Source organism: Micromonospora sp. NPDC000668 (genome assembly GCF_042897975.1).
Lineage (GTDB): Bacteria > Actinomycetota > Actinomycetes > Mycobacteriales > Micromonosporaceae > Micromonospora.
Window position 1 is genome coordinate 218,531 of sequence record NZ_JBIAYP010000004.1, and the last position, 24,038, is coordinate 242,568.

Annotated in this window: 20 protein-coding genes; 10 read left to right on the top strand and 10 right to left on the bottom strand. The window is 70.4% G+C overall.

The genetic code is table 11. The features are described from left to right. Positions 1-209: 209 nt before the first annotated feature. Complete coding sequence (locus ACFY29_RS21780) at positions 210-623, bottom strand: VOC family protein (RefSeq protein ID WP_386988909.1); 414 nt, start codon at positions 621-623, stop codon at positions 210-212. A gap of 113 nt (positions 624-736) precedes the next feature. On the opposite strand from ACFY29_RS21780, the gene ACFY29_RS21785 reads away from it, so the two are divergent. Together ACFY29_RS21785 and ACFY29_RS21790 are read left to right on the top strand one after the other, a co-directional pair. Then, on the top strand, positions 737-2,125 hold the full coding sequence (locus ACFY29_RS21785; RefSeq protein WP_386988912.1) for a serine hydrolase domain-containing protein: 1,389 nt from the start codon (positions 737-739) through the stop codon (positions 2,123-2,125). Positions 2,126-2,499: 374 nt separating this feature from the next. Further along, the gene (locus ACFY29_RS21790) at positions 2,500-3,693 is read left to right on the top strand and encodes an endo-1,4-beta-xylanase (RefSeq protein ID WP_386988914.1); all 1,194 of its coding nucleotides are present in this window, start codon (positions 2,500-2,502) and stop codon (positions 3,691-3,693) included. A gap of 155 nt (positions 3,694-3,848) precedes the next feature. Here ACFY29_RS21790 and ACFY29_RS21795 read toward each other — a convergent pair whose 3' ends face one another. Further along, the gene (locus ACFY29_RS21795) at positions 3,849-4,451 is read right to left on the bottom strand and encodes an SAM-dependent methyltransferase (RefSeq protein WP_386989899.1); all 603 of its coding nucleotides are present in this window, start codon (positions 4,449-4,451) and stop codon (positions 3,849-3,851) included. Between the two features lie 357 nt (positions 4,452-4,808). Between ACFY29_RS21795 and ACFY29_RS21800 the strand changes: the two genes are divergently transcribed. The 7 genes from ACFY29_RS21800 (at position 4,809) to ACFY29_RS21830 (ending at position 15,256) form a co-directional block, all read left to right on the top strand. Beyond that, positions 4,809-5,516, top strand: a complete 708-nt coding sequence (locus tag ACFY29_RS21800; RefSeq protein WP_386988917.1) for a TetR/AcrR family transcriptional regulator — start codon at positions 4,809-4,811, stop codon at positions 5,514-5,516. Positions 5,517-5,939: 423 nt separating this feature from the next. Further along, on the top strand, positions 5,940-10,211 hold the full coding sequence (locus ACFY29_RS21805) for an FG-GAP-like repeat-containing protein (RefSeq protein ID WP_386988920.1): 4,272 nt from the start codon (positions 5,940-5,942) through the stop codon (positions 10,209-10,211). Between the two features lie 19 nt (positions 10,212-10,230). Then, entirely contained in the window at positions 10,231-10,392 is a 162-nt protein-coding gene (locus ACFY29_RS21810; RefSeq protein ID WP_386988923.1) for a BBE domain-containing protein, read from the top strand. 219 nt (positions 10,393-10,611) lie between these two features. Then, complete coding sequence (locus tag ACFY29_RS21815) at positions 10,612-12,291, top strand: Na+/H+ antiporter (protein WP_386988926.1); 1,680 nt, start codon at positions 10,612-10,614, stop codon at positions 12,289-12,291. Between the two features lie 49 nt (positions 12,292-12,340). Continuing rightward, a complete protein-coding gene (locus ACFY29_RS21820) occupies positions 12,341-12,982 on the top strand; it encodes a M15 family metallopeptidase (RefSeq protein ID WP_386988929.1) in 642 nt (213 codons plus the stop codon). Positions 12,983-12,990: 8 nt separating this feature from the next. Beyond that, positions 12,991-14,961 carry a sensor histidine kinase gene (locus ACFY29_RS21825; RefSeq protein WP_386988932.1) on the top strand — a complete coding sequence of 657 codons (1,971 nt, stop codon included), beginning with the start codon at positions 12,991-12,993 and terminating at the stop codon, positions 14,959-14,961. A 22-nt stretch (positions 14,962-14,983) separates the two neighbouring features. Next, positions 14,984-15,256 carry a hypothetical protein gene (locus tag ACFY29_RS21830; RefSeq protein ID WP_386988935.1) on the top strand — a complete coding sequence of 91 codons (273 nt, stop codon included), beginning with the start codon at positions 14,984-14,986 and terminating at the stop codon, positions 15,254-15,256. Here ACFY29_RS21830 and ACFY29_RS21835 read toward each other — a convergent pair. The 4 genes from ACFY29_RS21835 to ACFY29_RS21850 all read right to left on the bottom strand — a co-directional run bounded on the left by ACFY29_RS21835 (position 15,198) and on the right by ACFY29_RS21850 (position 19,109). After that, the gene (locus ACFY29_RS21835) at positions 15,198-16,142 is read right to left on the bottom strand and encodes a hypothetical protein (RefSeq protein WP_355603504.1); all 945 of its coding nucleotides are present in this window, start codon (positions 16,140-16,142) and stop codon (positions 15,198-15,200) included. The two genes, ACFY29_RS21830 and ACFY29_RS21835, sit on opposite strands and share 59 nt — an antisense overlap. After that, positions 16,139-16,630, bottom strand: coding sequence for a hypothetical protein (locus tag ACFY29_RS21840; RefSeq protein WP_386988939.1), 492 nt, complete (start codon positions 16,628-16,630; stop codon positions 16,139-16,141). Before ACFY29_RS21840 ends, ACFY29_RS21835 begins: the two co-directional genes overlap by 4 nt. 3 nt (positions 16,631-16,633) lie before the next feature. Then, the gene (locus ACFY29_RS21845) at positions 16,634-17,857 is read right to left on the bottom strand and encodes a macrolide family glycosyltransferase (protein WP_386988941.1); all 1,224 of its coding nucleotides are present in this window, start codon (positions 17,855-17,857) and stop codon (positions 16,634-16,636) included. 652 nt (positions 17,858-18,509) lie between these two features. Continuing rightward, on the bottom strand, positions 18,510-19,109 hold the full coding sequence (locus ACFY29_RS21850; protein WP_386988943.1) for a TetR family transcriptional regulator: 600 nt from the start codon (positions 19,107-19,109) through the stop codon (positions 18,510-18,512). A gap of 101 nt (positions 19,110-19,210) precedes the next feature. On the opposite strand from ACFY29_RS21850, the gene ACFY29_RS21855 reads away from it, so the two are divergent. After that, positions 19,211-20,365 (top strand): FAD-dependent oxidoreductase, encoded by a 1,155-nt coding sequence (locus tag ACFY29_RS21855; RefSeq protein ID WP_386988946.1) that lies wholly within the window; start codon positions 19,211-19,213, stop codon positions 20,363-20,365. A gap of 24 nt (positions 20,366-20,389) precedes the next feature. Here ACFY29_RS21855 and ACFY29_RS21860 read toward each other — a convergent pair whose 3' ends face one another. The 4 genes from ACFY29_RS21860 to ACFY29_RS21875 all read right to left on the bottom strand — a co-directional run bounded on the left by ACFY29_RS21860 (position 20,390) and on the right by ACFY29_RS21875 (position 23,767). Further along, positions 20,390-21,544 carry an NAD(P)/FAD-dependent oxidoreductase gene (locus ACFY29_RS21860; protein ID WP_386988948.1) on the bottom strand — a complete coding sequence of 385 codons (1,155 nt, stop codon included), beginning with the start codon at positions 21,542-21,544 and terminating at the stop codon, positions 20,390-20,392. Next, a complete protein-coding gene (locus tag ACFY29_RS21865; RefSeq protein WP_355603520.1) occupies positions 21,541-21,744 on the bottom strand; it encodes a ferredoxin in 204 nt (67 codons plus the stop codon). Before ACFY29_RS21865 ends, ACFY29_RS21860 begins: the two co-directional genes overlap by 4 nt. Before the next feature lie 11 nt (positions 21,745-21,755). After that, entirely contained in the window at positions 21,756-22,967 is a 1,212-nt protein-coding gene (locus tag ACFY29_RS21870) for a cytochrome P450 (RefSeq protein ID WP_386988951.1), read from the bottom strand. Between the two features lie 101 nt (positions 22,968-23,068). Further along, complete coding sequence (locus ACFY29_RS21875) at positions 23,069-23,767, bottom strand: response regulator transcription factor (protein WP_386988954.1); 699 nt, start codon at positions 23,765-23,767, stop codon at positions 23,069-23,071. Positions 23,768-24,038: the final 271 nt, after the last annotated feature.

The following is a 24,038-nucleotide window of genomic DNA, read 5'->3' on the forward strand; positions in this document are numbered from 1 at the left end:
CGAACCGGGTCGAGTACGTCGAACGTCTGGGCAAAGTGGACCGTGGCTGCTGCGATCGATCCTGACATCGTTGTCATGAAGGCTCGTGACCGACGACGCGGGACCGCTGGACTGTGGCTGATAGTTCCGGGCAGACCACGGCCGTGTCAACGGGTTGATCCGAGCGAAACATGCCGCCCAGCGGCGACCGCGTGGCGAAAAGCCGCGGATCAGCCGACGAAGATGCAGAACGGGTGACCCGAGAGGTCCGCGAGGACATAGAGCGGCTCGTCCGCGGGGTCCGACCGGTCCAGCAGCAACTGCGCCCCGAGCGACTCGGCCCGCTCCCGCTGCCGCTGCAGCTCCTCGACACTGGACACTGTGCAGTCGAGGTGCATCTGCATGGGGATGTCATGCTTGGGCCACGTCGTACGCTCCAGACGCTCCACCTGCTGAAACGCCAGCCTGCGGGCCCCGTTCGCGTCCACGAGGACGAGCCAGTCCGCGTCGTCCGCAACCCCGTCCGCCGGAGGTTCGTCGCCCTGCCGGTACCGCAGTCCCAGGAGTTGCCGATAGAACTCGGCAAGGGCACGGACGTCCGTGGTGTCGATGACCGTGTGCAGCAGTTGCGGATACTCAGCCATGCCCGCATCCAACCACGGACCGCGTGGCCGTCCGTCCATCGACAGAGGTACGGACAACAGCCGGTCGCAGAGCTGTGCTGTCGTCACGCCTGATGAGATGGCATGATCCTGCCGTGCGTATCGATCGACGCTCGATGCTTGGCCTCGGACTCTCCGCTGCCGCTGCGGCGCTCACCGGCTGCCAGTCGAAGCCCTCGACCGGGCAGGCCGGCTCATGGCAGATCCCGGCTGAGCCCGTAGCCGGACAGGGTGGCGCCGCGGCCACCGGCCCCCTGGCCCGCACGTCGAGAACGATCAGCCAGCGGCTGACCGGCGTCCTGAACGTCCACCTGCAGCCCACCAGCCAGAACCCCTCGCACCCCACGTACGCGGGGGCGGTGGCGCTCACCCTCGCCGGCGGGCAGCCGAGCGCTCAGGCAACCGTCGGCGAGGCGCTTCGCTTCGGCGCCGGGCCGGTGCTCCTGCCAGCCGCGCAGCGCGTCCGGATGCGTCCCGACTCCATCTTCGACCTCGCGTCGATCACGAAGGTCTACACGGCCATCCTCGTGCTGCAGCAGGTCGAGCAGGGGCGCCTCGACCTCGACGCACCAGTGGTGAGCTACCTGCCCGAGTTCACCGGCACCGGCAAGTCGGCCGTCACCGTGGCGATGCTCCTGGCGCACACCAGCGGTCTGCCCGTGGGCGCCAACGTCACCGGCTACCCCACCCTCGCCGAGAAGTGGAAGGCGGTCCTGGCCACCCCGCTGGTCAGCGGCGGCGTGCCCGGCCGGGTGTTCCGCTACTCCAGCGTCGGCCTGATGGTCGCCGGCAAGCTCGTCGAGAAGGTCACCGGCCAACGCCTCGACCAGGCCCTGAAGACCGGCCTGACCGACCCGCTCGGCCTGCGGTGGACGGGCTTCAACCCGAACACCTGGATCAGCAGCACCGAACGGGACGCTCGGATGGTCGCCACCGACGCCCGCTCCTCACGCGGACTTCTCCGCGGGGTCGTGCACGACGACGTGGCCAACCACCTCGGCGGCATCGCCGGGCACGCCGGCATCTTCAGCACCGCCCAGGAGGTCGCCGTCATCGGTCAACTCCTGCTCGACGGCGGCACCTACGGTGGGCGCCGGGTCCTGGCCGAGAGCACGGTGCGCCGGATGCTCACCAACGCCAACGCTGGACTGCCCGCCGTCGACCCCGAACGGCCGCACCGCACCGCCGACCACGGGCTCGGCGTGGTGCTCAACCAGCCCTGGTTCATGGGTCGGCTCAGCCGTCCGACCACCTTCGGGCATACCGGCTTCACCGGCACCTCCCTGCTGGTCGACCCCACCCACAAGCTCGTGTTCGTCCTTCTCACCAACCGGGCCCACCCCAACTGGAGCTGGGCCAACCCCGACCCGGTACGCGTCGCCACCGCCGACGAGCTGGCCCGCTGGCATGCCCAGCCGACCGGCCCGCAGCGGTCGGGGCGTCAGGGGTCGGCAACCACGTCGCCGCCTGCCCGTCGACGTTAGGCCGCGTCTCTGGCGCAATGCCGTGGCCCGCGCCTAGGGCAACCCGCAGACACATCCACGTACGGCACAGCCGGCGACCTCGTGTTGCCGGCTATGTCGCCGCGCCGCCACCCTTCGAAAGTTTCGGCATCGGCGCAAGCAGGGCTTCGCAGCTCACACAACTGATTTCCGGAAGTTTTCGAGGTTGACGAGGGACATCGACAACCATAATGTTTCGAGCAGCTTTCCGGTTTCCACCCCGAGCTACCGGCACCACCCACGGTCAGCCCGACCGCTCGACACCCGGCGTCGACCCCACCCCCAGATCATCAGCACCGGCCCCGCACCCTCTGTTTCATGATCGACGCTTGTCGATCAATATGAAAGGAAGGCAGATGAAGCTAAGACGGTGGATGACCGCCGGCGCGGTCGCCGTCGCGACCGTTGCGGCCTTGAACACGGTGCCAGCCGCCGCGAACCGGCCCTACGATCCGACCGCGCAGAGCCTGGCCGCTCTCGGCCTGCGCCACGGCCTCCAGGTCGGCACCGCGGTGGACATGGCGGCCCTCAACGACACCAGCGACCCGCAGTACCGCCGGCTGACCACCTCCGAGTTCTCCTCGGTCACCGCCGAGAACGCGATGAAGTGGGAGAGCCTGGAGCCCACCCGCGGCGCCTACGACTGGGCCGCGGCAGACCAGCTCGTCGAGTTCGCCAAGCGCAACAGGCAGAGCGTGCGCGGCCACGTGCTGGTCTGGCACAACCAACTGCCCGCCTGGCTGACCAGTGGCGTCGCCGACGGCTCCATCAGCAGGCAGGAGCTGCGCGAGCTGCTACGCAGGCACATCACCACCGTCGTCAGCCGGTACAAGGGCAAGATCTGGCAGTGGGACGTGGTCAACGAGGCGGTCAGCGACCCGTGGGACACCCCGTCCACCCTGCACTACAAGGGCTTCTGGGCGCAGAACCTCGGGCCCGGCTACATCGCCGACGCGTTCCGCTGGGCACGCGTCGCCGATCCCAAGGCGCTGCTGTTCTACAACGACTACAACATCGAGGCGTTCGGCTCCGGCAATCCGGCCGACGACAAGCCGCAGTTCGTCCACGACATGGTCAAGGGTCTGCTCGCTCAGGGCGTCCCGATCGACGGCGTCGGCTCTCAGGGCCACCTGGGCACCCAGTACGGCAACTACGACACCCTCCAGGTGACCGCCGCACTGAAGAAGTTCGCCGCGCTCGGTGTCGCCACCGCGTTCACCGAGGTCGACGTCCGCAGCGAGATGACCGAGGCGGTCCAGGCCGGCAACTCGGCGGAGATCAACCCCAGGTTGCAGGCGTCGGCCGCCAACTTCAGCGTGCTGATGAAGGCCTGCCTCGCCGTACGCAGCTGCCTGTCGTACACCGTCTGGGGCTTCAGCGACAAGCACTCGTGGGTGCCGGGCTGGTTCAACGACCCGCCGCAGGGCATGGCCACCATCTACGACGAGAGCTACCAACCCAAGCGGGCGTACCACGAGCTCAAGTCCGACCTGATCTTCGCCGGACCGCCGTACGTCCTGCCGCGCATCGCACCCAAGCCGCGCCGCTGACCCGCTGGTTCGACCCAACCCAGGCGGAGGGGAATGACGGCCCCTTCCCCATCGCCTGACATCCCTCGGCGGGTGTCGGGGCCCGGTCACCAGCCGGGCTCCGACACCCACGCGGCACGGCGGAAGCCACCGACCGTGCCGTCCATCATCGATCGTCAGATCGGCGTACCGGTGACGCAGGTGAACAGGCGGCTCTGCCCGCGAGCCACGATTGATCTTGTCGTGCGGAACCCGTGTGCGCGGAGCAGGCGTTCGGTCGACATGACGTTCCCCGTGGCGTTCGCAGACGTGGGCCGCTCACCGAAGACGTAGAACACGCCCCCCGGAGCCAGCAGGTCCCGGATCCGCTCGATCTGCTCTGTCGCGGTGCCCAGCCAGAACAGGCTGACGTTCACTGCGAAAATCTTGGTGAAGCGACAGGCCGCAAGATCGGCCGACTCGAACCCCGCACGTCGAATCTCGGCCCGGCCGGCGCTGATATGGCTCGCGTTCCGTTCTGCTGCGAGCCGCGCCATCGTCGCCGCGCGGTCGATCGCCACGATCTTGCCGGTGGTGAGTCGTTCGGCGACCAGCGCGACGGCTGTTCCTCGACCGCAACCGATCTCCAGCAGGTGGTCGTGTGGAGCCACCGCCATCGTCTCGACCGCCCACCGCTGCCGCTGCCGCTGCGCGTCTGCGGTCGTTCGAGCCGGTTGGTGTGGTGGGACGGGCCTGCCACGAACAAGGCTCGACCGCCGGAGGGGGAACGTGCATCTCATGACGTCACTCGCCGAGCCGTGGCCGAAGCCTCCGAGGTGCACCGGCTGGACCCTGCACGCACCTGATTGCACCTTTCGGGGTGGCGCCGTTCACGTTGTCGTCGGCGACCCGTGCGGCGGCGCGGGATGGGCTGTGCGGACTGGCGGGACCCCTGAGCAGGATTGCCCTCGGTGAGCGAGCAGAAACGTGGGCACCGAAAAAACGTCAATCGCTACAGTGGCAACTGTAGCGTCCAACCATGCGCCTCCGCCAGAACCCCTGGTCCTGACAGGCTGCCGGGCCCAGTTCAGCCACCACCCCACCCACCCATACCGCTACAGCTGGGTACGTAGCGCTACATCGAATATGCTAGCGCCATGGGCAGTAGAGCATCGACCGGAAACACCCGGGACCGACTCCTGCTGGCCGCAGCCGAACTTCTGGCCAGCTCCGACGACCGCGCCCTGTCGACCCGAGCGGTCTGCGAACGCGCCGGAGTGCAGGCACCAACTCTGTACCACCACTTCGGCAGCAAGCAGGGTCTGGTCGACGCGGTGATCGGCCACGGTTTCACCCAGTACGTCCGGCCCTCGCCGGCTTCCGGCGACACCGGCGATCCGGTGGACGCCATCCGCCAGGGCTGGGACCGGCATGTCCAGTTCGGGCTGGACCATCCGACGTTCTACGCGCTGTTGTACGGACAGGTCGAGCTCGGTAAGCCCTGCACCATCACCGCACCAGCGCATGCCATCCTGCGGGACCTGCTGGTCGCGGCCGCGCGGGAAGGGCTGCTCAAGGTGCCGGCCGACGACGCGGCCGAGCAGATCCTGGCCGCCAACATCGGGGCCACTCTCAGTCTCATCACCCAGCCGGACGACCAGCGCGACATGAACCTCTCCGATCGCGTCCGCGAAGCAGCACTCGCCGGTGTCCTACGGAACAGCCCGGAGGCCGACCAACCGGCGACGACCCGCGCCTGCACCGCACTGACCCTGCGCACACTGCTCGATCAAGATTCGGCCGGGCTGTCAGCCGGGGAGCAGGCCCTGCTCAACGAGCTGCTGGATCGACTGGCCGCCTCCTGACCCGTCTCCCCCGGTGCCCGGCCGCCGTCCCAGCAGGGTCAGGAAGGCGACTCCACCCTGTGCACGCCACCCCCGGCCGCCACTGACCTGACGAGCCTCCGCTCGTTGCCGATCGTCGCCGACGCAATCGCCTTCCCGACTCGTCCGCCCGATGTGGACGGACGGGCAGGGGTTGCCTCGCGTCCGTACCGAAAGATCGAGCGGGCTGTTCGGCCGTCCGGGACAGCGGACCCTGGCCCCGGCCGATTCCATCGATGAGACTCGTTCTTGGCTGACGGGCGGTGCTGCCGCGCGGCCGCCTGGCTCGCGCCGGTGCCCGCAGTCGGCCATCTTCCGGTGTTCCCAGCCGGGACTCCTCATCCAGACGACGACCGTGTCTGGCGGCGTGCCTCGTGCTGCCGTGCGCACGGAAAGGTGGCAGTGATGCGATCACGATGGTTCGGCCCGCTGGCCGGCCGGGTGGCGGCGGCTCTGGCCGTGGTGCTGCTCGGTTCGGCCGTGGGGGTGCCAGCCTCATCGGCCGCGCCGGCCGCAGCCGGCGGTACGCCCGACGCGCGGGCGACGCTCGCCTCCGGCTGTGAGACGTTCGGGTTCACGGCGATGCCGGCGGTCGCCGGGGTCGCCGGTCCGCGTGACGTCGAGGTCGCCGACACCAACCAGAACGGCTTCGACGACCTGCTCGTCGCGTCGGCGGGCGGCGACGGCGACGTCCACCAGTTCATCGCGGTCGGCAACGGCACGTTCCGCACATCGATCGGGCCGGGCGCACCGCCGGAGGTCTATCAAGCGCCGGGGACGCCGCGCAACATCGCCGTCGGCTACTTCAACCGGGACGCCAAACCGGACTACGCCGTCGCCACCACCGAAGGCGTGGGCATCTGGTACGGCAGCGCTGGCAGCGACCCGAGCTTCGGGCCGGGCCGTGGCGTGCTGTTCGACCGCAACGTCGCGGACGTGGCGGTGGCCGATTTCGACCGGGACCTGCTACCGGACCTCGCCGCCCTCGACCCCGAGGTCCCCGACGGCCCGGAGGACAACCGTGTCCGGGTCTTCCGCAACCTCAACGGCGGCGCCTTCGACTCCCGGTTCACGCTCGGCGACCAGCCCACGTACGTCCAGCCCAACTTCGTCACGGCCGGGGACCTGACCGGTAACGGGGTACCCGACCTGCTGTTCAGCAGCCGTGCGCAGAGCACGGCCTCGGTGGTCCGCGACGGAAAGCTCAGCCCCGGACCCAGAATCGAGGGCCTGGGCGAGGCGTGGAAGCCCGCGATCGCCGACTTCGACCTGGACGGTCAGCTCGACGCGGCCGTCGCGATCCTCGGCGAGGACCGGATCCGGCTGTGGCGTGGCTTCCACGACCCGGCCGGCGGCAGCGGACCCCCGCCAGCCGAGCGGGAGTTGCCGTCGGTGGACCTGGCGCCGCTGACCCCGGGACCGGAGGGCCCGCACGACGTGGACGTCGCCGACGTCAACCGGGACGGCCGGCCGGACCTGGTGGTGGTCGGCTACGCCAGCCGCGCCGTCTACGTCTTCCCGGGTCGCGGCGACGGCACCTTCGGGCAACCTGCGGTGCTGGCCGCCGGCAGGCGACCGGTGCAGGCGGCGGTGGGCCGGTTCGACAACAACCAGTCCCTCGACGTGGTCGTCCTCGACGAGGTCGACAACAGCCTGCGCGTCTACCTGAACACCTGCACCGAACCGGGACCGAACCTGAGCGTCGCCGATCTGGAGGCGACCCAGGTGATCCAGGATCAGAGCAACTCCGTCGCCCTGGTCGCCGACCGGCGCACCGTGGTCCGGGCGTACGTCGGCACCGACGCCGCGACGCCCGCGGTGACGGCCGCCCTGCACGGGTTCCGACCCGACGGAACGTCCCTGGGCCCACCGATCTCGCCGGCCAACCCCGGCCGGACGCTGGTTCCGGACCGCACGGTGCGGCGCGGGCAGCTCGGCGGCGGCTTCCTGTTCGAGCTGCCGACGAACTGGACCAGCGAGGGCGAGGTGCGGCTACGGGTCGAGGTCAACCCCGACCGCCGGGTCACCGAGCCGACCTACCTGGACAACGTCCACGAGCGCACGGTGCGCTTCCTGGCGTCCAACCCGGTGCGGATCCAACTGGTCGGCTTCGGCTTCAAACGCGACGGCAAATGGGTGCTGCCCGCCGAGGCCGAGCTGAACCGGGCCGAGTCGCTGCTGCGGCGCACGCTACCGACGAGCCGGTTGGAAGTGACCCGTACCGAGTTCCGGGACGAACACCCGTACTCCTGGATCAACGACGACATCTACCGTCTCGACGCGTCGGACGCGTTCTCGGTGCTGAGTCGCTACCAGCAGGCGACGGCCGGTGAGCGGGAACCCGGCGTCTACCACCTCGTGCTGGTGAACCGGCCCCAGATGGGCGGCGTCGCCGAGGACATCCCCGGTTGGGTTGCCGTCGGGGGTTCAACCAGTCCGACCGTGATCCAGCACGAACTGGGGCACCTGCTCGGCGCCCGGCACGTGGAGTGCACCGAGGACCGCACCGACGAAGACGGGCCACGACCGTACCCGTACCCGCGCGGCACCATTGGTGGGCCGGACCTGGCAAACCCAGCCTTCGCCGGCTACGACATCGGCGACGCCTCACTCGGCGTCCCGCGCCGGATCGTCTGGGCGCCGGACACCAGCCCGCCGGTCGCGGACCTGATGAGCTACTGCCGGGCCACGTGGGTCTCGGACGACCTGTGGAAGCTGTGGCGGGACCGTGTGCAGAACCCACCCGTCCAGCAGGGCGCGGCCGGTGACCTGCTGACGCTGTCCGGCACCATCGACGACGCCGGCGCCACCCTCACCGGGCAGCGCGTCGCCAGGATCACCCAGCGCCCGGCGACCACCCCCGGCCCGTACGCGCTGCGACTGCTCGACGCCGCCGGCACCACCCTGGTCGAGCACGCGTTCACCCCACCGGCAGGCACCGAACACGGGGCGACACGCACCTTCGACGAGGTGGTGGACTTCGCACCCGGCACCCGGCGGGTAACCCTGGTGGACACCCGGACGGGACGGGAACTCGCCGCCCTCGCGGTGTCGGCGAACCGGCCCGCCGTGTCGCTGACCGGCGAGGCACCGCCCGACCCGGTGCCGGCCGCCGGGCCGGTCACGCTCCGCTGGACGGCCGACGACGCCGACGGCGGCCCGGTCACCGCGAGCGTCCTCTACAGCCCGGACGGGTCCGACGACTGGCGGGTGCTGGCCAACGGCGTCACCGGGACGTCGTACACCCTCGATGCCGGGCTGCTCGCGGGCACCGGCGGTGCGGCCACCGGCCGGCTGCGGGTGCGGGCCACCGACGGGGTCAACACCGCCGAGGCCACCAGCGGGCCGCTCACGGTCGCCGGCAAGACCCCGGCGGTACGGATCACCGCCCCGCTCGGCGGCGCGTTCTTCGCCGTCGGGCAGACGGTGACGCTGGCCGCGTCGGCCGCCGACCCGGAGCAGGGCACCCTCGACGGCTCCGCCGTGCGCTGGGCATCCAGCCTCGACGGCGACCTCGGCGCGGGCGCCACCCTCACCCCCGGACAGCTCACCGAGGGACGACACCTCATCACCGTCACCGCCACCGATGCCGACGGTGGCCAGGCCACCGCGCGCACGGAGGTGACCGTGGGACGGGTGCTCCCCGCCGGCAGCCCCCCGCTCGCCGACGCCGGGCCGGACCGGACAGCTACCGAGGGCGACGTGGTCACCCTGGACGCGAGCCGGACCACCGACCCGGACGGCGACCCGGTGACCCTGTCCTGGACGGTGCTCGCCGAGCCGAACGGCGGCGGGCTTGGCAACGGCCTGCAACTGGAGGGGACGGCCAGCAGGCCATCGTTCCGGGTCAACCGGGGTGGCACCTATCGGCTGGAACTCACCGCCACCGACGCCCGCCACGGCACCACGACCGACACCGTGACGGTCACCGTGGCGAACCCGCCGATCGAGGTGAGCCCGATCGCGCTCGACGAGGAGTTGCGGGCGGCCGGTCCGGTCAGCGTGCGGGCCACGTTCACCGACCCGGGCGTCCCGGACGCTCACCGGTGCACGATGGACTGGGACGTCGACGATGCCGAGCCGGCGATCCCCGGCGTGGTCACCGAGGCGCGCAACGAGGGCGTCTGTGTGGCCACCGGCAACCTGCGGCCCGGTGTGCACCTCGCCCGGATCACCATCACCGACAGCGACGGCGGGACGGGGCAGCAGACGATCCGGATCGTGGTCTACGACCCGGCTGATGTCACGGTCGCCGGTGCGGGTGCGATCGTCTCCCCACCTGGGTCCTGGAGCGCGGACCTGACCGCCACCGGCACGGGCGAATTCGCCTTCGTCGCCGGCCTGGTGAAGGGCTCGCCCACCCCGTTCGGGCAGACCACGTTCCGGCTGCGGGACCGCGACTTCGCGTTCACCGGGACGACGAACGAGCGCCTGACCGTCTCCGGCGCAGTGGGCCAGTACTGCGGCGAGGGCACGGTGAATGGGCTGCCCGGGTACTCGTACCAGGTGACGGTCGCCGACGGCGCGGGCGGGCGCGACGTGGACCGGTTCCGGATCAGGATCTGGGAGAGCGACGGCGGACGGGTCGTCTACGACAGTGGGCGGGGTGCGCCCGACGATCTCGACCCGGCCCACCTGCAACCGGTGCAGGACGGCGGTGTCGTGGTCGTCGGTTAGCAGCCGTACGCGAAGGCTCGTGGCCGCTGGTCGACACCAGCGGCCACGAGCCGCCGAATCCCGATCCTGGACCGACCTCTACTACGGCCCCAACTACCCGCGACTGCAGCAGGTCAAGGACCGATGGGACCCACGGAACGTCTTCCAGCACGAACTCTCGGTACAACCATCCCACCTCTGAGCTGCGCGACGTCCTCCCCTGGTCGCACGCTCTCCCGGGACCGCCGACGAACGGCGCGTTGATCAAACGGGTAGGCTCGGGATTGCTGCAGGCCGCGCTGCCAGGCCTTACGGCGTCGACGGGTGTCACCGATCGGATACGACCGGCCGGCTCGGCCGCGAGCCGGCAGTCGACCCGAAGAACCTCGCACCTCGCGCCGCTCCAGGGGGAAGTCACCAGGTGAGCACCCATTCGATGTTGTTGTTCGTGCTCGCCGCCGTCGCGGTCATCGTCGCCGTGCGGTGGGTGGCGGCCCGCACCGGCCTGCCGGCGGCAGCGCTTCTGCCGCTGATCGGCATCGCGTACGCGCTGCTCCCGGGCCCCAACGTCAGCCTTGATCCCGACCTTGTGCTCATGGTCGTGCTGCCGCCGTTGCTCTACAGCGCCGCACTGGACTCCTCGCTGCTGGAAATCCGCCGGAACCTCCGCATCGTGGTCAGCCTGTCCGTGGTGCTGGTGCTCCTCACCGCGGTACTCGTGGGAGTCGGGTTCCACCTGTTCGTCGCCGGGGCGACCCTGGCTGCCGGCATCGCGGTCGGCGCCGCTATCGCGCCGCCCGACCCGGTGGCCGCTCTGGCGGTGGGCCGCCGGGTCAACCTGCCGCCGAAGCTGGTCACGCTCATTCAGGGCGAGGGGCTGCTGAACGACGCCACCGCGCTGACGATGCTCAGCGTCGCGGTGGCCGCTGCCGTAGGTGGTGAGTTCTCGTTCCCGTCCGCCGTTGGGCAGTTCTTGCTGGCGGCGGTCGGCGGGGTCGCCGTGGGGGCGGCCGTCGCCTGGGCGGTACGTCTGGCCCGACCGCTCACCGCCGACCCGTTGATGTCCAACGCCATCTCGCTCGCGACACCGTTCGTGGCCTACCTGTTGGGCGAGGAGCTACACGTCTCCGGGGTGCTCGCCGTGGTGGTCGCCGGGCTGATCGTCGGCCATCAGACGCCCCAGCTCGGGTCCGGCGCCGCCCGGCTGCAGACCAGCGCGGTGTGGCGGCTGGTCGACTTCCTCCTCGAAGGCTTCGTCTTCCTGTTGATCGGCCAGCAGCTTCCCGAGGTCATCAAGGGCCTGCGCCAGTACGACCTGTCCACCATCGTCATCGCCGTCGCGATATCTGTCGGCGTGGTGCTGCTTCTCCGCCCGGCGTGGCTGGTGTTGACCCAGTCCCTCCCCCGGTCGCTGCACACGCGGCTGGGCGGCATATCCGAGCAGGACGACCCCGACGAGCCCAGCAGCGCCCGGCAGGTCGCGCGCGCGGAGCGCAACGCCCGCCGGCTCTCCTTCCGCGAGGTGACGGCACTGAGCTGGTCCGGCACCCGCGGCGTCATCAGCCTGGCCGCGATCTTCACTTTGCCGCTGACCACCGACAGTGGCGCGCCCTTCCCCGATCGCGACCTCCTTCTGTTCTGCACCTTCGTGGTCGTACTGGTGACGCTCGTCGGGCAGGGCCTGACGTTCGCACCGCTCGTGCGGATGCTGGGCCTGCGCGCCAACGAGACCGACCAGGCTCGCGTACGTAACGAGGCCCGCTCGGCGGCGGTCGAGGCCGCCCTGGCCCGCCTCGACGAAGTTGCCGCCGACGAGCCGGACAGCGCAGTTGCCGTCAACACCACCCGTACGCAGCTGCTGACCCGATTGGCGCGCTACCGCGGGCGGCTCGATCTGCTCGAGCGGAGTGGGTCGTCCGAAATGCCGACCTCACCGCAGTACGAGACGGCGCTTCGTGTCCGCCGGACTGCCATCGACGCGCAGCGCGAGGAGCTCGTGCGCTGGCGCGACGCCGGCCGGCTGCCCGACGAAGAGCTCCGCATTCTGGAACGTGAACTCGATCATGAGGAGCTGCTGCTCCCGAAGCGGGCATCCAGCTGACCCGTCGCCGCGACACCGCCTGAGCCATCGGTGCTGAGTACTCAGACTCATGCCCACGGCCGTCGGTATCGAGATCGTGGTGGGCATGTCTCTGCACGCCACCCACCGTGTCGGCACTGCCCGGACCGTTCGCACCAGGGATCTGGTCTACCCTGCCGTCACCAGGCTGCTGGCCCTTTTGCTGGCGCCCGTGGCGTACATGGTCGCTCCGGGGCGTGCCCGCCATACCGCCTGCCAGTGGGCGCTGGCGCTGCGCTTCCCGGCCGAGAACCTGGCCGGCCTGGCTCCCCCGGCCCGGGCGGCTTTCGAGGCGGCGCGCAGCGAGGCGTTGTGGCGGTACGGGGAGCTGATAGGCCTGACCTCTGGTTACCGGGACGCCGCCACGCAAGCGGCTCTCTATGCCGAGGAGGTCCGGCGCAGCGGGTCGGTGGAGGCCGCTCGGCGGTGGACGCTCCCGCCAGACGAGTCCCGCCACGTGGCGGGCACCGCGCTGGACATCCGACCCTCGGAAGGCGCTCGCTGGCTGGAGCGGCATGGCGCGCGGTACGGCCTGTACCGCAGGTACGACAACGAGTGGTGGCACTTCGAATACTGCCCTGAGGGTCGGCCCGACCGCCTGCCGCATCCTGGCGTGGCCGCGGCCGTCACCTGTGGCCGGACGGACGGCGCGGTTCCGATGGATCGGTCATGATCGGCGCCATGATGGAGAGGCCGCCGCAGTGGCGGGAGGCTCTGGCTGGCCTGGGTGGCTGCCTGTTACTCACGGTAGCGACATCGCCCCAGTACGCTGGCGGGCTGCCGCCGTTCATCGCCACGCCCGTGCGGCCGGTGTACCACGGTCAGGGGTGGATACTCGCCCTGATCCCCATCCTGGCGACCGTGGTGGGCCTGTGCCTGCTGCGTTGGTGGCCGTTTCTGCTGGCCGTGGCCGGCCTGCTGAGCGTGCCCTACGTCTGGGCGCAGCTGACGGGCCTGTCGTACCCGCTGGTGCTGACCTTCGCGCATTCCGCGGCGTACCCACTCGCCCTGGTGGGCGTCCTCGCCGGTGCCCAGAGTCTGTTGGGCAACGGCTCACCACGCGCGGGCGCGGCCCTGGTGGGGCTGGCTTTCGGGTCCCGCCTGGTCGGCTCCGCGCTGGTCGGCCCCGGCTGGTTGTACTCGGACCCGTCGCGGCCTGCCTGGCATGCCGGTATGACTGCGATTGCCCTCGTTGCGCTCATCCCCGCGGCCCGGCGGATCCGACGTGGCGACGGCGCCGCGGCCGGGCCGCCGGACACCAGCCCGTGGGCGTGGCAGCGGTTGCGGCTGGTCATCGCCGCCGGGCTGGCGGTGTGCCTGGTGCTTCCGCTGTCCCTGTTGACCACCGAGCGGCTCGCGGCGCTGCTGGACGTCAGCTGGTCGTCGCTGTACCGGCACGAGGCAGTGGCCATCGCGGTGACAGGTGTGGTCACACTGGTGGTGGCGATGGGCCTGGCGGCCGTCGCGGGACTGTGGTCGCTCGCCGCGGCGCTCGCTGTCGCAACCGTCCAGGTGGCGGTGGCGGCACCGCTGATCCTGGCGTTCACCGCGCTCAGCGCGATGGGTCCGGTGCGCTGGCTGGGTGCGCTCGCGGGTGCGGCGGTCGGTGCGGCGGCCGCCAGCAGCCGGTGGCGGGTCGCGGCCGCCGGTACGCTGGCGGCGGGCGCGGCAACGGCGGTGCTCATCGCGTACGCCGCCACGACCGGCCATCCGGAGAAACTGGCCGAACAGCAGCGGGTCATTCCGGCGCTACTGTTGCTCGTTCTGGTTACCGCGGCGGCCACGGCGGTCGCCGGCGCGACCGCGCCGGTCCTCGCGGCCCGTGGTGCTGTTCCTGCCGTGCTCGGCCCCCTCGTCGGCGTGCTCGCCGCCAGCGGGCTACAGATTGTCCAGGTGACGTATCTGCAGGATGGCCTGCCGGTGTCGTCGTATCTCAACCCGGTCTTCCACATCACCACATCGGCCGTGTTGCTTCTCGTGGCGGGCGCGACGATCGGCGGTCTGGGCGTCGCGCATCACATGGCCGAACGCTGGGCGGAACGGAAACGGGCCGAGCTGATCCGACAGGAGGCTGCTGCCGCCGAACGGGACCGGCTGGCCCGGCCGATCCACGACGGTGTTCTGCAGGTGCTGGCGCTGGTTCAGCGGCAGGGTTCGCAACTGGGAGCGACCGGCTCACAGCTGGCAAAGTTGGCCGGCGAGCAGGAGGTCGCACTGCGCAACCTACTCACCGGCGGCGCCGAGGTGGCCCGTCCCGGCGGTGAAGCGGACCTGCGGACGGCGCTCACCGCCCTGGCCTCCCCCATGGTCGAGGTGTCCGCGCCCGCAGAACCAGTCGTGTTGCCGTCGGGTCCCGCCGCCGAACTTGTCGCGGCGGTCGAGGCCGCCCTGGACAACGTCCGCCGGCACGCCGGCCAGACCGCCCGGGCGTGGGTGCTGTTGGAAGACGAAGGAGACGGGGTGCGAGTGACCGTCCGTGACGACGGGGTCGGGTTCGACGCACAGCGGCTGGCCGACGCGGCCCGCGCCGGCCGGCTGGGGGTGGCTCAGTCGATGCGGGGCCGGATCGCCGATCTCGGCGGCACGACCAGCATCCACAGTCATCCGCCGGAGGGCACCGAGGTGGAGTTCTGGGTGCCACGGCAACGGTAAGGCCGAGGGCCGGGTAACTGGGATGGCCAACAAGCCTCGACATCAGGCATGGACAACAGACGGCAGAACAGCCAACGAGCAGATCGCGGACTACGAGATCTACACCAGCCTCGACGGCACGACATGGGAAGCCCTGGCCGAACGCATCCTCGCGATGTGGGGCCAGGGCGGCTTCCATCCTCCCGACGCAGAGCGCAACGACGACCGGTCCGTGCTGTGCGCCATGGTCAAGCCGTTCATGGCAGCGGGCGGTCGGTCTCCGCAGTCGCGGCCAGGCGCTCCCGGATCAGCGTGATCACGGTGTCGGTGGTCCGGTCGAGGTAACTGCGGCCATCGGGTAGCCCGACCTCCGGACTGATGTAGCTGTGCGGCCCTACGTGGGTCGCCGGGTCGAGCCGGTGCACCGTGATCTTTCCCGCGCGGTCAGCCCGGTTCCAGCCGCTCCAGCGGAACAGCCGCCACCGCTGCGGGAACATCCAGGTGCCTACTCGCTCAATCCGGTCGCCGGCACTGGTGAGCCGGCAGAGGTGCTCGGCGTGGGTGATGTCGTTGGCGCCGTTGTGGAACCCGCCGAGAGTGATCAGCCAGAGCGGGCAGCGCAGCTGGGACCACAGTTCGTCGACCGCGCCGGTGGCGACCTGGGCGCCGCCGCTGTAACAGAGCAGTACCACGGGGATACCGCTGTCATGCTGGTAGCCGGCGAACCGGAGCTGCGTGGCGATCTGCGAGCCGACGGCGCGGTTGTACAGGGGACGGTACCGGCGGTCGGCGGCGACGAAGATCTGCACCACGTTGTGCAGGAACAGCACCAGCCCGATGTGGCGGCGTAACCAGGTCCACACCGGACGGTCGGCCAACGGATCGGCCAGCGGAGAGTAGGGCTGCACCTGGCCCAGCACCCTGAGCTCCGGCGCTCGGGCGATCAGGGACTTGACCAGTCGGCCACCGTCGCGGGTGTCGTGGAAGCGGCGTTTCCCGATGCCGTCCAGATAGACCAGGTAGGCGTCCGGAGGGCGGTCCGGGTCCGCGCCCCGGGCGTAGGGCATGCCCTTGGGCAGCGCGGTGGTGGGAGTTCGCCAGCCCGCGGCATAGGCCAGCACCTCATAGCGGGCGAGCAGAGCTTCGGCGAGCAGCACCGGGCCGATCCCGCCGAGCAGCAGCAGGAGCGCAAACTCGATCATGTACGTGGCTCCGGTGCTCTTCTCGTGTTGAGCCTCACGACCAGGCGACGGACGCCCTCGACGGCGACGCCGAGCCCGATTCCCGCGATGGCCACGCAGCCGGCGGCATCCCACCAGCCGAGGCCGGCCACCGTGGTGAGCGCGGCGGCGAGGCCGGCCCCCACTCCCACCATGAGCACCAGGTGCAGCAGCGGCCCGAGCAGCGGGAACGCGAGGACCGCGGCCAGCAGCAGCGGGGCGGCCATGCCTGGTGTCCAGATCAGCGCGGCCTCGTCGGACGGTGAGGTGGGCAGTGCCAGCTCGGCAAGGGTCCACGCGGACAGCGGCCAGAGCGCGAACACCGCGCCGTCGACCAGGGCGCCGGCCAGCATCAACCCGACCACCCTGGTACGCGACACGCTGGGCAGCCGTGCCACCACGGGCAGGAGACGCCCGGCGGCCTCGGACAGCCCGGCGAGCAGCAGCAGGATCGCGACGACGGGGGACACCGGTCAGCCCTGCGGTGGCAGCTCGGCAGAGGCCGGCTGAGTGACCGGGCCGGTCTGCTGCACATAGCGCTCAAGTTCGTCGGCGGCGCGCGAAGAGCCCCCTGCCTGACGCTGGGCGACCTGCAGGGTGCGTGCGGCGGCCCGGAATCGCGGCTCGTCGAGCAGGCGCTGGGCGAGGGCGCGCACGACCTCCACGTTGACGTCCTCGGTGCGGATCGAGAGGCCGGCGTCGAGCTCGACGATGCGGGAAGCGACCATCAGTTGGTCCGCGCCCTGCGGAACCACCAGCATCGGGACGCCGGCGTACAGGGCCTCGTTGACGCTGTTCACGCCGCCGTGAGTGATGAACAGCGCCGCGCGGGCCAGCACCTCCGGCTGCGGTACGGAGCGCTGGGCGATCACGGTGGCCGGCAGCGGACCGAGCGCGGCGGGATCGGTCTGTCCGGTGGAGACGATCACGGTGCCACCCAGCGGGGCGAGCGCCTCGACGAAGCTGCGCAGCAGCTGTGGGCCGGCGCCGAACACCGTGCCCATTGAGGCGTACAGCACCGGGTCCCCCAGCCGATCGGCCGGGAACGACGAGTCGGCTGGGCGAGCACCGACGCTCGGCCCGACGAACCGGTAGGACTGGTCGAAACTGTCGGCCTCGGGATGGAGCGCCCGAGAGGTGTAGACCAGGTTGAGCGGCTGACGGATGTTCGCCAGGTCGATCAGGGGCACCGCACGGCTGTCGTACCGGCGGCGCAGCTCCCAGCGCGACCTCAGATACCCCCCGGCTTGGCGGGGATTGGACGCCGCCGCGGCGAGCAGCTCCCAGGAGCCGCGGGTGGGGCTGGGCACGTGCCGGTTGAACGCGAACGTGGTGAACGACGACGCCGCCGGCACGTCGAGTTCGCGGGCGGCCACCGGCCCCCACAGGCAGAGGGAGTCGTGCACGATCAGATCGGGCCGGACGCCGCGCAGATCGGTGAGAACGCCGGGCAGCACCCGTACGGCGGTGCGCGCAAGCTGCTCCATCACCGTGATCGGCATCGGCGGGCCGGACAGCGGTACGTCAGCCCCGGAGTACAGGAGCACTCGCGCGCCGGTGGCCGCGATCTCCTCGGCATGGGCGGGCATCGTGTGGTAGGTGACGGAGTGCCCGCGACGAACAAGCTCGGCCACGACCGGCAGCGTCGGGTTGACGTGCCCGTGCATGGCGATGTTGAGGAACGCGACTGCGCTCATCCGCCTGCCCCGGCCAGGAAGGGAGTCAGCGCCCGGCACCACGTAGCGATCATGATCCGCCCTTCTCGCCCGACGCAGGATCGCGTTCGTTCGCACCTGGTACTGCAGTCGCCCGTTCGGATCTTGGTCGGGCCGACAGGCGCAACGCAGCCACCGCATGGGCTGTGTGTGGACGACAGTCGCATGGTGCGGTGGCCGCTGGTCACAGCGTAGACGTTGCCGGCGGCAGCACGCCGTGGACCAGGCACTCTCCCCGTTCGCGGGCACGCCGGAAGGGGAGTGGGGTGCGTGTGTCGGCGAGTACAGCGGGAAGGTCGGTTGGATGACCGACCCAGGGGAGCTGGCGCGAGGCGCACTCCAGCGAATCCACCAGGCTGCCGTGAGACATCGGGACCTTGAGCTGCACCACGCGGCCGAGGACATTGTCCGAGCGGCCCGGGCGAGGGGCCTCGATCCGGGACCCGTCGAGTCGTACCGCCCCTGCCCGGTGTGCGGTGCTGAGCCGGGACAGCTGTGCATCAACCTCCCTGGTCGCCCAGTGACCTCGGGCGACATGCACCCTGAGCGCACGAAGGCGGGGAAACCGTAGCGACCCCGATCCCGTCAGCCCAGCAGGTCGGGGATGCGGACGCTCGCTTGGCGAGGACTGGGGTCAGGACGGGGCGACGGCCGGGAACCCATCGGTCAGTGCGGCCAGGGCCCGGCGAATCCGGTTGGTCGCCGTCGGGCTGGTCCCGCCGGTGAGTGCGACGTGGTGCAGCACGCCGACCACCGTCAAGGCCAGCGCCTCTGTGTCGGCCCCCGCGGGCACCCGCCCGAGTTGTTGCTCGGCGGCCAGGTAGTCGGCGGTCGCACGCTCGACCGTCTGCAGTCCGGCGTTACCTTCGCCCAGCACCGCTTCGACGCCTCTCGCAAGTTCCGGCCGGTAGGCCATCAGCCGGGTCAATGCCAGCAGCATGGCCAGCGGTGTCGCCAGGATGGCGTCGCTGAGATTCCCGGTGACCGTGCCGGTCCCGGCGCGCCCCGGGAGGCCGGCGACCTCGCCGGAGATCTGGAAGGCGCGGTCGACCGCGTAGCCGACCAGGAAGTCGTCGAAGTTCGCGAAGTGCGCGTACAGCAGGCCGGTGGCGACGCCGGCCTGGCGGGTCACGGCCCGGCCGGTGAGTCGACTCGGTCCGTCTTCCGCGATCACCCGCTCCACGGCAGCGAACAACTGCTGCCTGGGCTCGGGGATGGCGACTCCGCGTGGCATGCCCCGAATTCTAAGCGTTGGCCCCAGCCGCTGTTGCGTCAGTATGAGCAGATGCTCATACTGGTTTGAGCAGATGCTCATTCTCGGCGCTGGGAGTATGGATGAAGCGCGCGGTAATCGTTGGCGCCGGTATCGCCGGGCTGGCCACGGCCCTATGTCTCGGACAGGCCGGGTGGCACACGCTCGTCGTGGAGCGCGCTCCGGCCCGGCGGAGCAGTGGCTACCTGGTGAACCTGCTCGGGGCGGGCTACGACGCCGCCGAGCGCATCGGCCTCCTACCCGCCCTGTCCGACCGGCAACTGGGCCTGTTCACCACCGTGCTGGTCCGGGCCGACGGGCGGCCCAAGTTCACCGTGCCGTCCGCCATCGCCGAAGCCGCCCTCGGCAAACGGACCATGTCGGTGTTCCGTGGCGACCTGGAGACCGCCCTGTACGAAGCGGTGCGCGGCCGCACCGACATTCGCTTCGGCACCACGGTCGCGTCGGTCGACCAGGACGCCGACCGGGTACGGGTGATGTTGAGCGACGGCACGACAGCGGACGCCGATCTCCTGATCGGTGCCGACGGTGTTCACTCCGCGACCCGCACGGCGACATTCGGCTCTGGACACCGGGTCGATCTCCCGTACGTTGTGGCCGCGTTCCCGCTTGTCCATCCGGTGGCGGGCGTGCCGGAGTCGTCCGCCACGACCTTCATCGGTCCGGGACGCACCGCGGCGATCGTCAACCTGGGCCCACAACGGTCGTCGGCATTCTTCACGTACCGATGCGCGGACCCGGGCTCGGACCTGAGACGCGGACCGGTGGATGCGCTCAGCGCGACGTTCGGCGATCTGGGCGCGGGCGTGCCCGATGCGATCCGTCATCTTGAGAAGGATCCGGCCGATGCCTACTTCGACTCAGTCAGCCAGGTGGTCATGCCCCGATGGAGCGCCGGCCGGATTGTGCTGCTCGGAGACGCGGCCTGGTGCGTCACCCTCTTCGCCGGACACGGCGCGGCCCTCGCGCTCGCCGGCGCCGACCAGCTCGGCGCAGCCCTGCGGCGGCACGACAACATCCCGGCAGCCCTGGCCGAGTGGGAAGCCGGCCTGCGCCCGGAGGTCACCAAACGACAGGCACTCGCGCGCCGGGGAATGCACCAGTACGCGCCGCCCAGCCAGTTCCACGTGTGGATGAACGACCTGGCGATCCGAGCGATCACACTCCCCGGCGTCCGCGGTCTCGTCCGGCGCGGTATCGAACGCACATCCCGATGAGTGCGTACGACGCCACACCGTGCGTCACTTGTCCTTCCAGGCGGTGCCGGTAACGACGGCCTGCCGCCACCGGCGGATGGCCTTGGGCGGCATGCCGACGGCGAGGGCGCCGACCAGACGGTCGCCACTGCGGTACGCGGCCACGAACCGTCGCTGTTCGAGGTCGCCGTCAACGACGGCGACCTCGTCGCTGCCGCGCAGGTGGCCGTAAGCGTGAATCTTCATGTCGTACTGATCGGACCAGAAGTACGGCACCGGCGCGAACGGCTTCCGCGCATCGGGATACCGCAGGTTCCGGGCGGCCGCCATGCCCTGCTCGGCGGCGTTGGTGCGGTGCTCGACGCGCATCGGCACGCCGAACAGCGGGTTGTGCCAGCGAGCGACGTCGCCGGCGCCGTAGACGTCCGGCGCGGCGGCACTGTACTGGTCGCAGACCAGTCCGTCGGCGATCTCCAGGCCGCTGCCGTCGAGCCACTCGGTGTTGGGCTGCGACCCGATCGCGACCAGGACCTCGTCGGCTACGACCAGCTCTCCCCCGGTCAGCAAAACACCGGTGTCGGTGACAGCCGAGACCGCGACGCCGGTGCGCAGGTCGACGCCGTGTTCGCGGTGCGCCTGCGAGAGGACCCGCCCGATCTGCTCGCCGACGGCATGGGCGAGCGGCACCGGCGCCGGTTCGAGCAGGACGACGTCGCAGCCGAGGCCGCGGGCCACGGCGGCGCACTCCGCGCCGAGGAACCCGGCGCCGACGACGGCCAACCGGGTGCCGGGGCGCAGCCTCCTGCGCAGGGTGAGCGCGTCACTGAGGGTACGCAGGACGTGCGCGCCCACGCCCGGAAGCCGCCGCGGCCGTACCCCCGTGGCGATGATCAGCCCGTCGTAGGGAATCGCGGTGCCGTCGGCCAGCCGCACGACGCGTTCCGCTCGGTCCAGGCCGGTCGCGCGGGCACCGAGCCGCAGGTCCAGACGCAGCGCGGTCAGCTGCTCCAGGGTCCGCAGGGCCAGCCGGTCGGCGTCCCAGTCGGAGGCGAGGATCTGCTTGGACAGCGGCGGACGATCGTACGGTGGATCGATTTCCTCACCGATCAGGGTGAGGGTGCCGTCGTAGCCCTCGCGGCGCAGGGTTTCCGCGGCGGCGAGGCCGGCTGCCGAGGCACCCACCACGACAGCGTGCTTCACTGCTCCACCAGGCGGATCGCGGCCGCCGGGCAGACGGCGGCGGCCTCCCGCACCTCGTCATGCTGTTCCGGGCCGGGCTCGTCGTCGAGCACGATCGCGACACCGTCCTCGTCGCGCTGGTCGAAGACGCCGGGGGCGACCATCGCGCACTGCCCGGCCGCGACGCACTTCGGTTCGTCGAACTCCACTCGCAACGTCATCTCGGCTCCTCTCACCAGGTGACCGGCAGGGACCTGAGGCCGTAGGCAACGCCTTCCATGGCGAACTCGACCTCCTCGAACGGCACCGCCAGCGCCAGGGTCGGGACGCGCTTGTAGAGAGTGCCGTAGACGACCTGCAACTCCACCCGGGCGAGCGACTGGCCCAGGCACTGGTGGGCGCCGTAACCGAACGCGTGGTGCTGACGGGCGGGCCGCCGCAGGTCCAGCCGCTCCGGGTCTGGAAACTCATCGGCGTCCCAATTCGCGCCGGACAGATCGAAGATGACGCCGTCACCGGCCCTGATGACCTTGCCGCGTAGCTCGATGTCCTCGTTGACGATGCGCCGGATCCCGGTGTGCACGATCGTCAGGAAGCGCAGCAGTTCCTCGACCGCGTTGGCCACGAACTTCGGGTCGTCGCTCTCCCGCAGCAGGGCAAGCTGGTCCGGATTCCGCAACAGCGCGAGAGTGCCCAGGGAGATCATGCTCGCGCTGGTCTCGTGACCGGCGATGAGGATGGCCATGGCCATGGTGATGGCTTCCTGAGGGGTCATCTCCCCCGCCTTCACCCGACCCGCCATCTCGGACAGCACGTCGTCGCCGGGGTCGGACATCCGGCGCCGAAACAGGTCACCGATGTACCCGCTCAGGGCCTGGGCGGCTTCCTGAGCGTCCTCGGGCGTCGCCTCATGACTGACCAGCTTGTGGCTGGCGGTCTGGAAGAGCTCATGATCCTTGTACGGCGCGCCGAGGATCTCGGTGATGACCAACGTCGGTACCGGCAGACCGATCGCCTGAACCAGGTCGGCCGGATTCGGACCGGCGAGCATCTCGTCAACGAGAGAGTCGAGGACCTCCTGGATCCGCGGTCGCAGTGCCTCCACCCGCTTCACCATGAAGGGAGCGTTGACCGTACGGCGCAGGCGGGTGTGCTCGGGCGGGTCCGTGTTCGTGATCAGCGCGGGGTAGTGCGGGGCGCCCGCCGCGCGGCTGCGGGTCATGTGCGGAAAGCCCGGCCGCTTCTCGTCGATGCTGAGCCGCGGGTCGTTCAACAGAGCGCGCTGGTCGGCGTGCCGGGTGATGAACCACGGTGTGCTGTCGTCCCAGATCCGCACCTTCCCGACCGGGTTCTCCCGGGTCATCGCGCGGAGGGTGGCAGCGGGGGCGAAGGGGCAGGCCGCCTCACGCGCCATCGGGTACTCGGGCACGCCGGTTTCGGACATGGGTCTCCTCGGAGCGTCGCGCGAAGACTGACAACCCATGCAAACAAAGGGCGCTGACGGAACCTGGACGCGAACCTGACGGATCCCTGACGTGACTCAGGTCACTGGGAGGAGCCGAGCCAGTACCCGAATCCCCGGTGCGTGTGGATCAGATGGGGCCCTGTCTCGTCCACCTTCTGCCGCAGTCGGGACACCAGCCGCTCGATGGCATTGACCCCACGGGATTCGCTCCAGACCTGCCAGGCCATCTGCTCCTTCGACAGCACCCGGCCGGCGTTGAGCAACAGGTGACGCAGGAGCCGGTACTCCGCCGGGGTCACGTCGAGCACACGATCACCCCGCCACGCCCGGCAGACGACCTCGTCTAGCAGCAGATCACCGTGCCGCAGCACGGTCCCCGATGCCGTGTTGGTCCTGTCGCGCAGAAGCACCTGCACGCGGGCCAACAACTCGGCGCTCCGGCACGGCTTGGTGATGTAGTCCTGGATCTCGGTGCCGAGCACGGGTACCAGAGCCCCCAGAAACTCGCACGCGGCAAGGCACAGGACCGGGGGGCGGTCGGTGAGGATCGGGCGATCACGGGCGAGCGCGTGGACATCGGGGATCTCCACGTCGACCACGATCAGATCGACGTGATGCTCCCCGAGCAGTCGCAGCGCGGCGGCGCCGGTCGCGGCAGAGGTGACCAGATAGCCCGCGAAGCTCAGCTGGGCCGTGAGCGAACCACGCAGATCCGGGTCCGGTGCCACCACGAGCAGGCGGAAATCGTACGGAGACCTCGCAGTCTGGCCGACGCGCATGGTGCAGACCTCACCCTCCAGTGACGCCGTCCCTCGCCGGGGCCGGCTGGCGGACACATCGGATGGACCCGACTCACCCCAGCATCCCCGCCAGCGCTCACGGCCGTCTATGCGGCGGAGAATCCCCCTCAGCTCAAGGAATGCTCAAATTCGATGCACGTGAGCCACTGACGCCCGAAACGCACATACGCTCACCGCACTCAGCTCACTCACGGCCCTTCCCGATCCTTCTCGCAACGGCAACCACCGTCGTACGCAGGCACGCCGTACG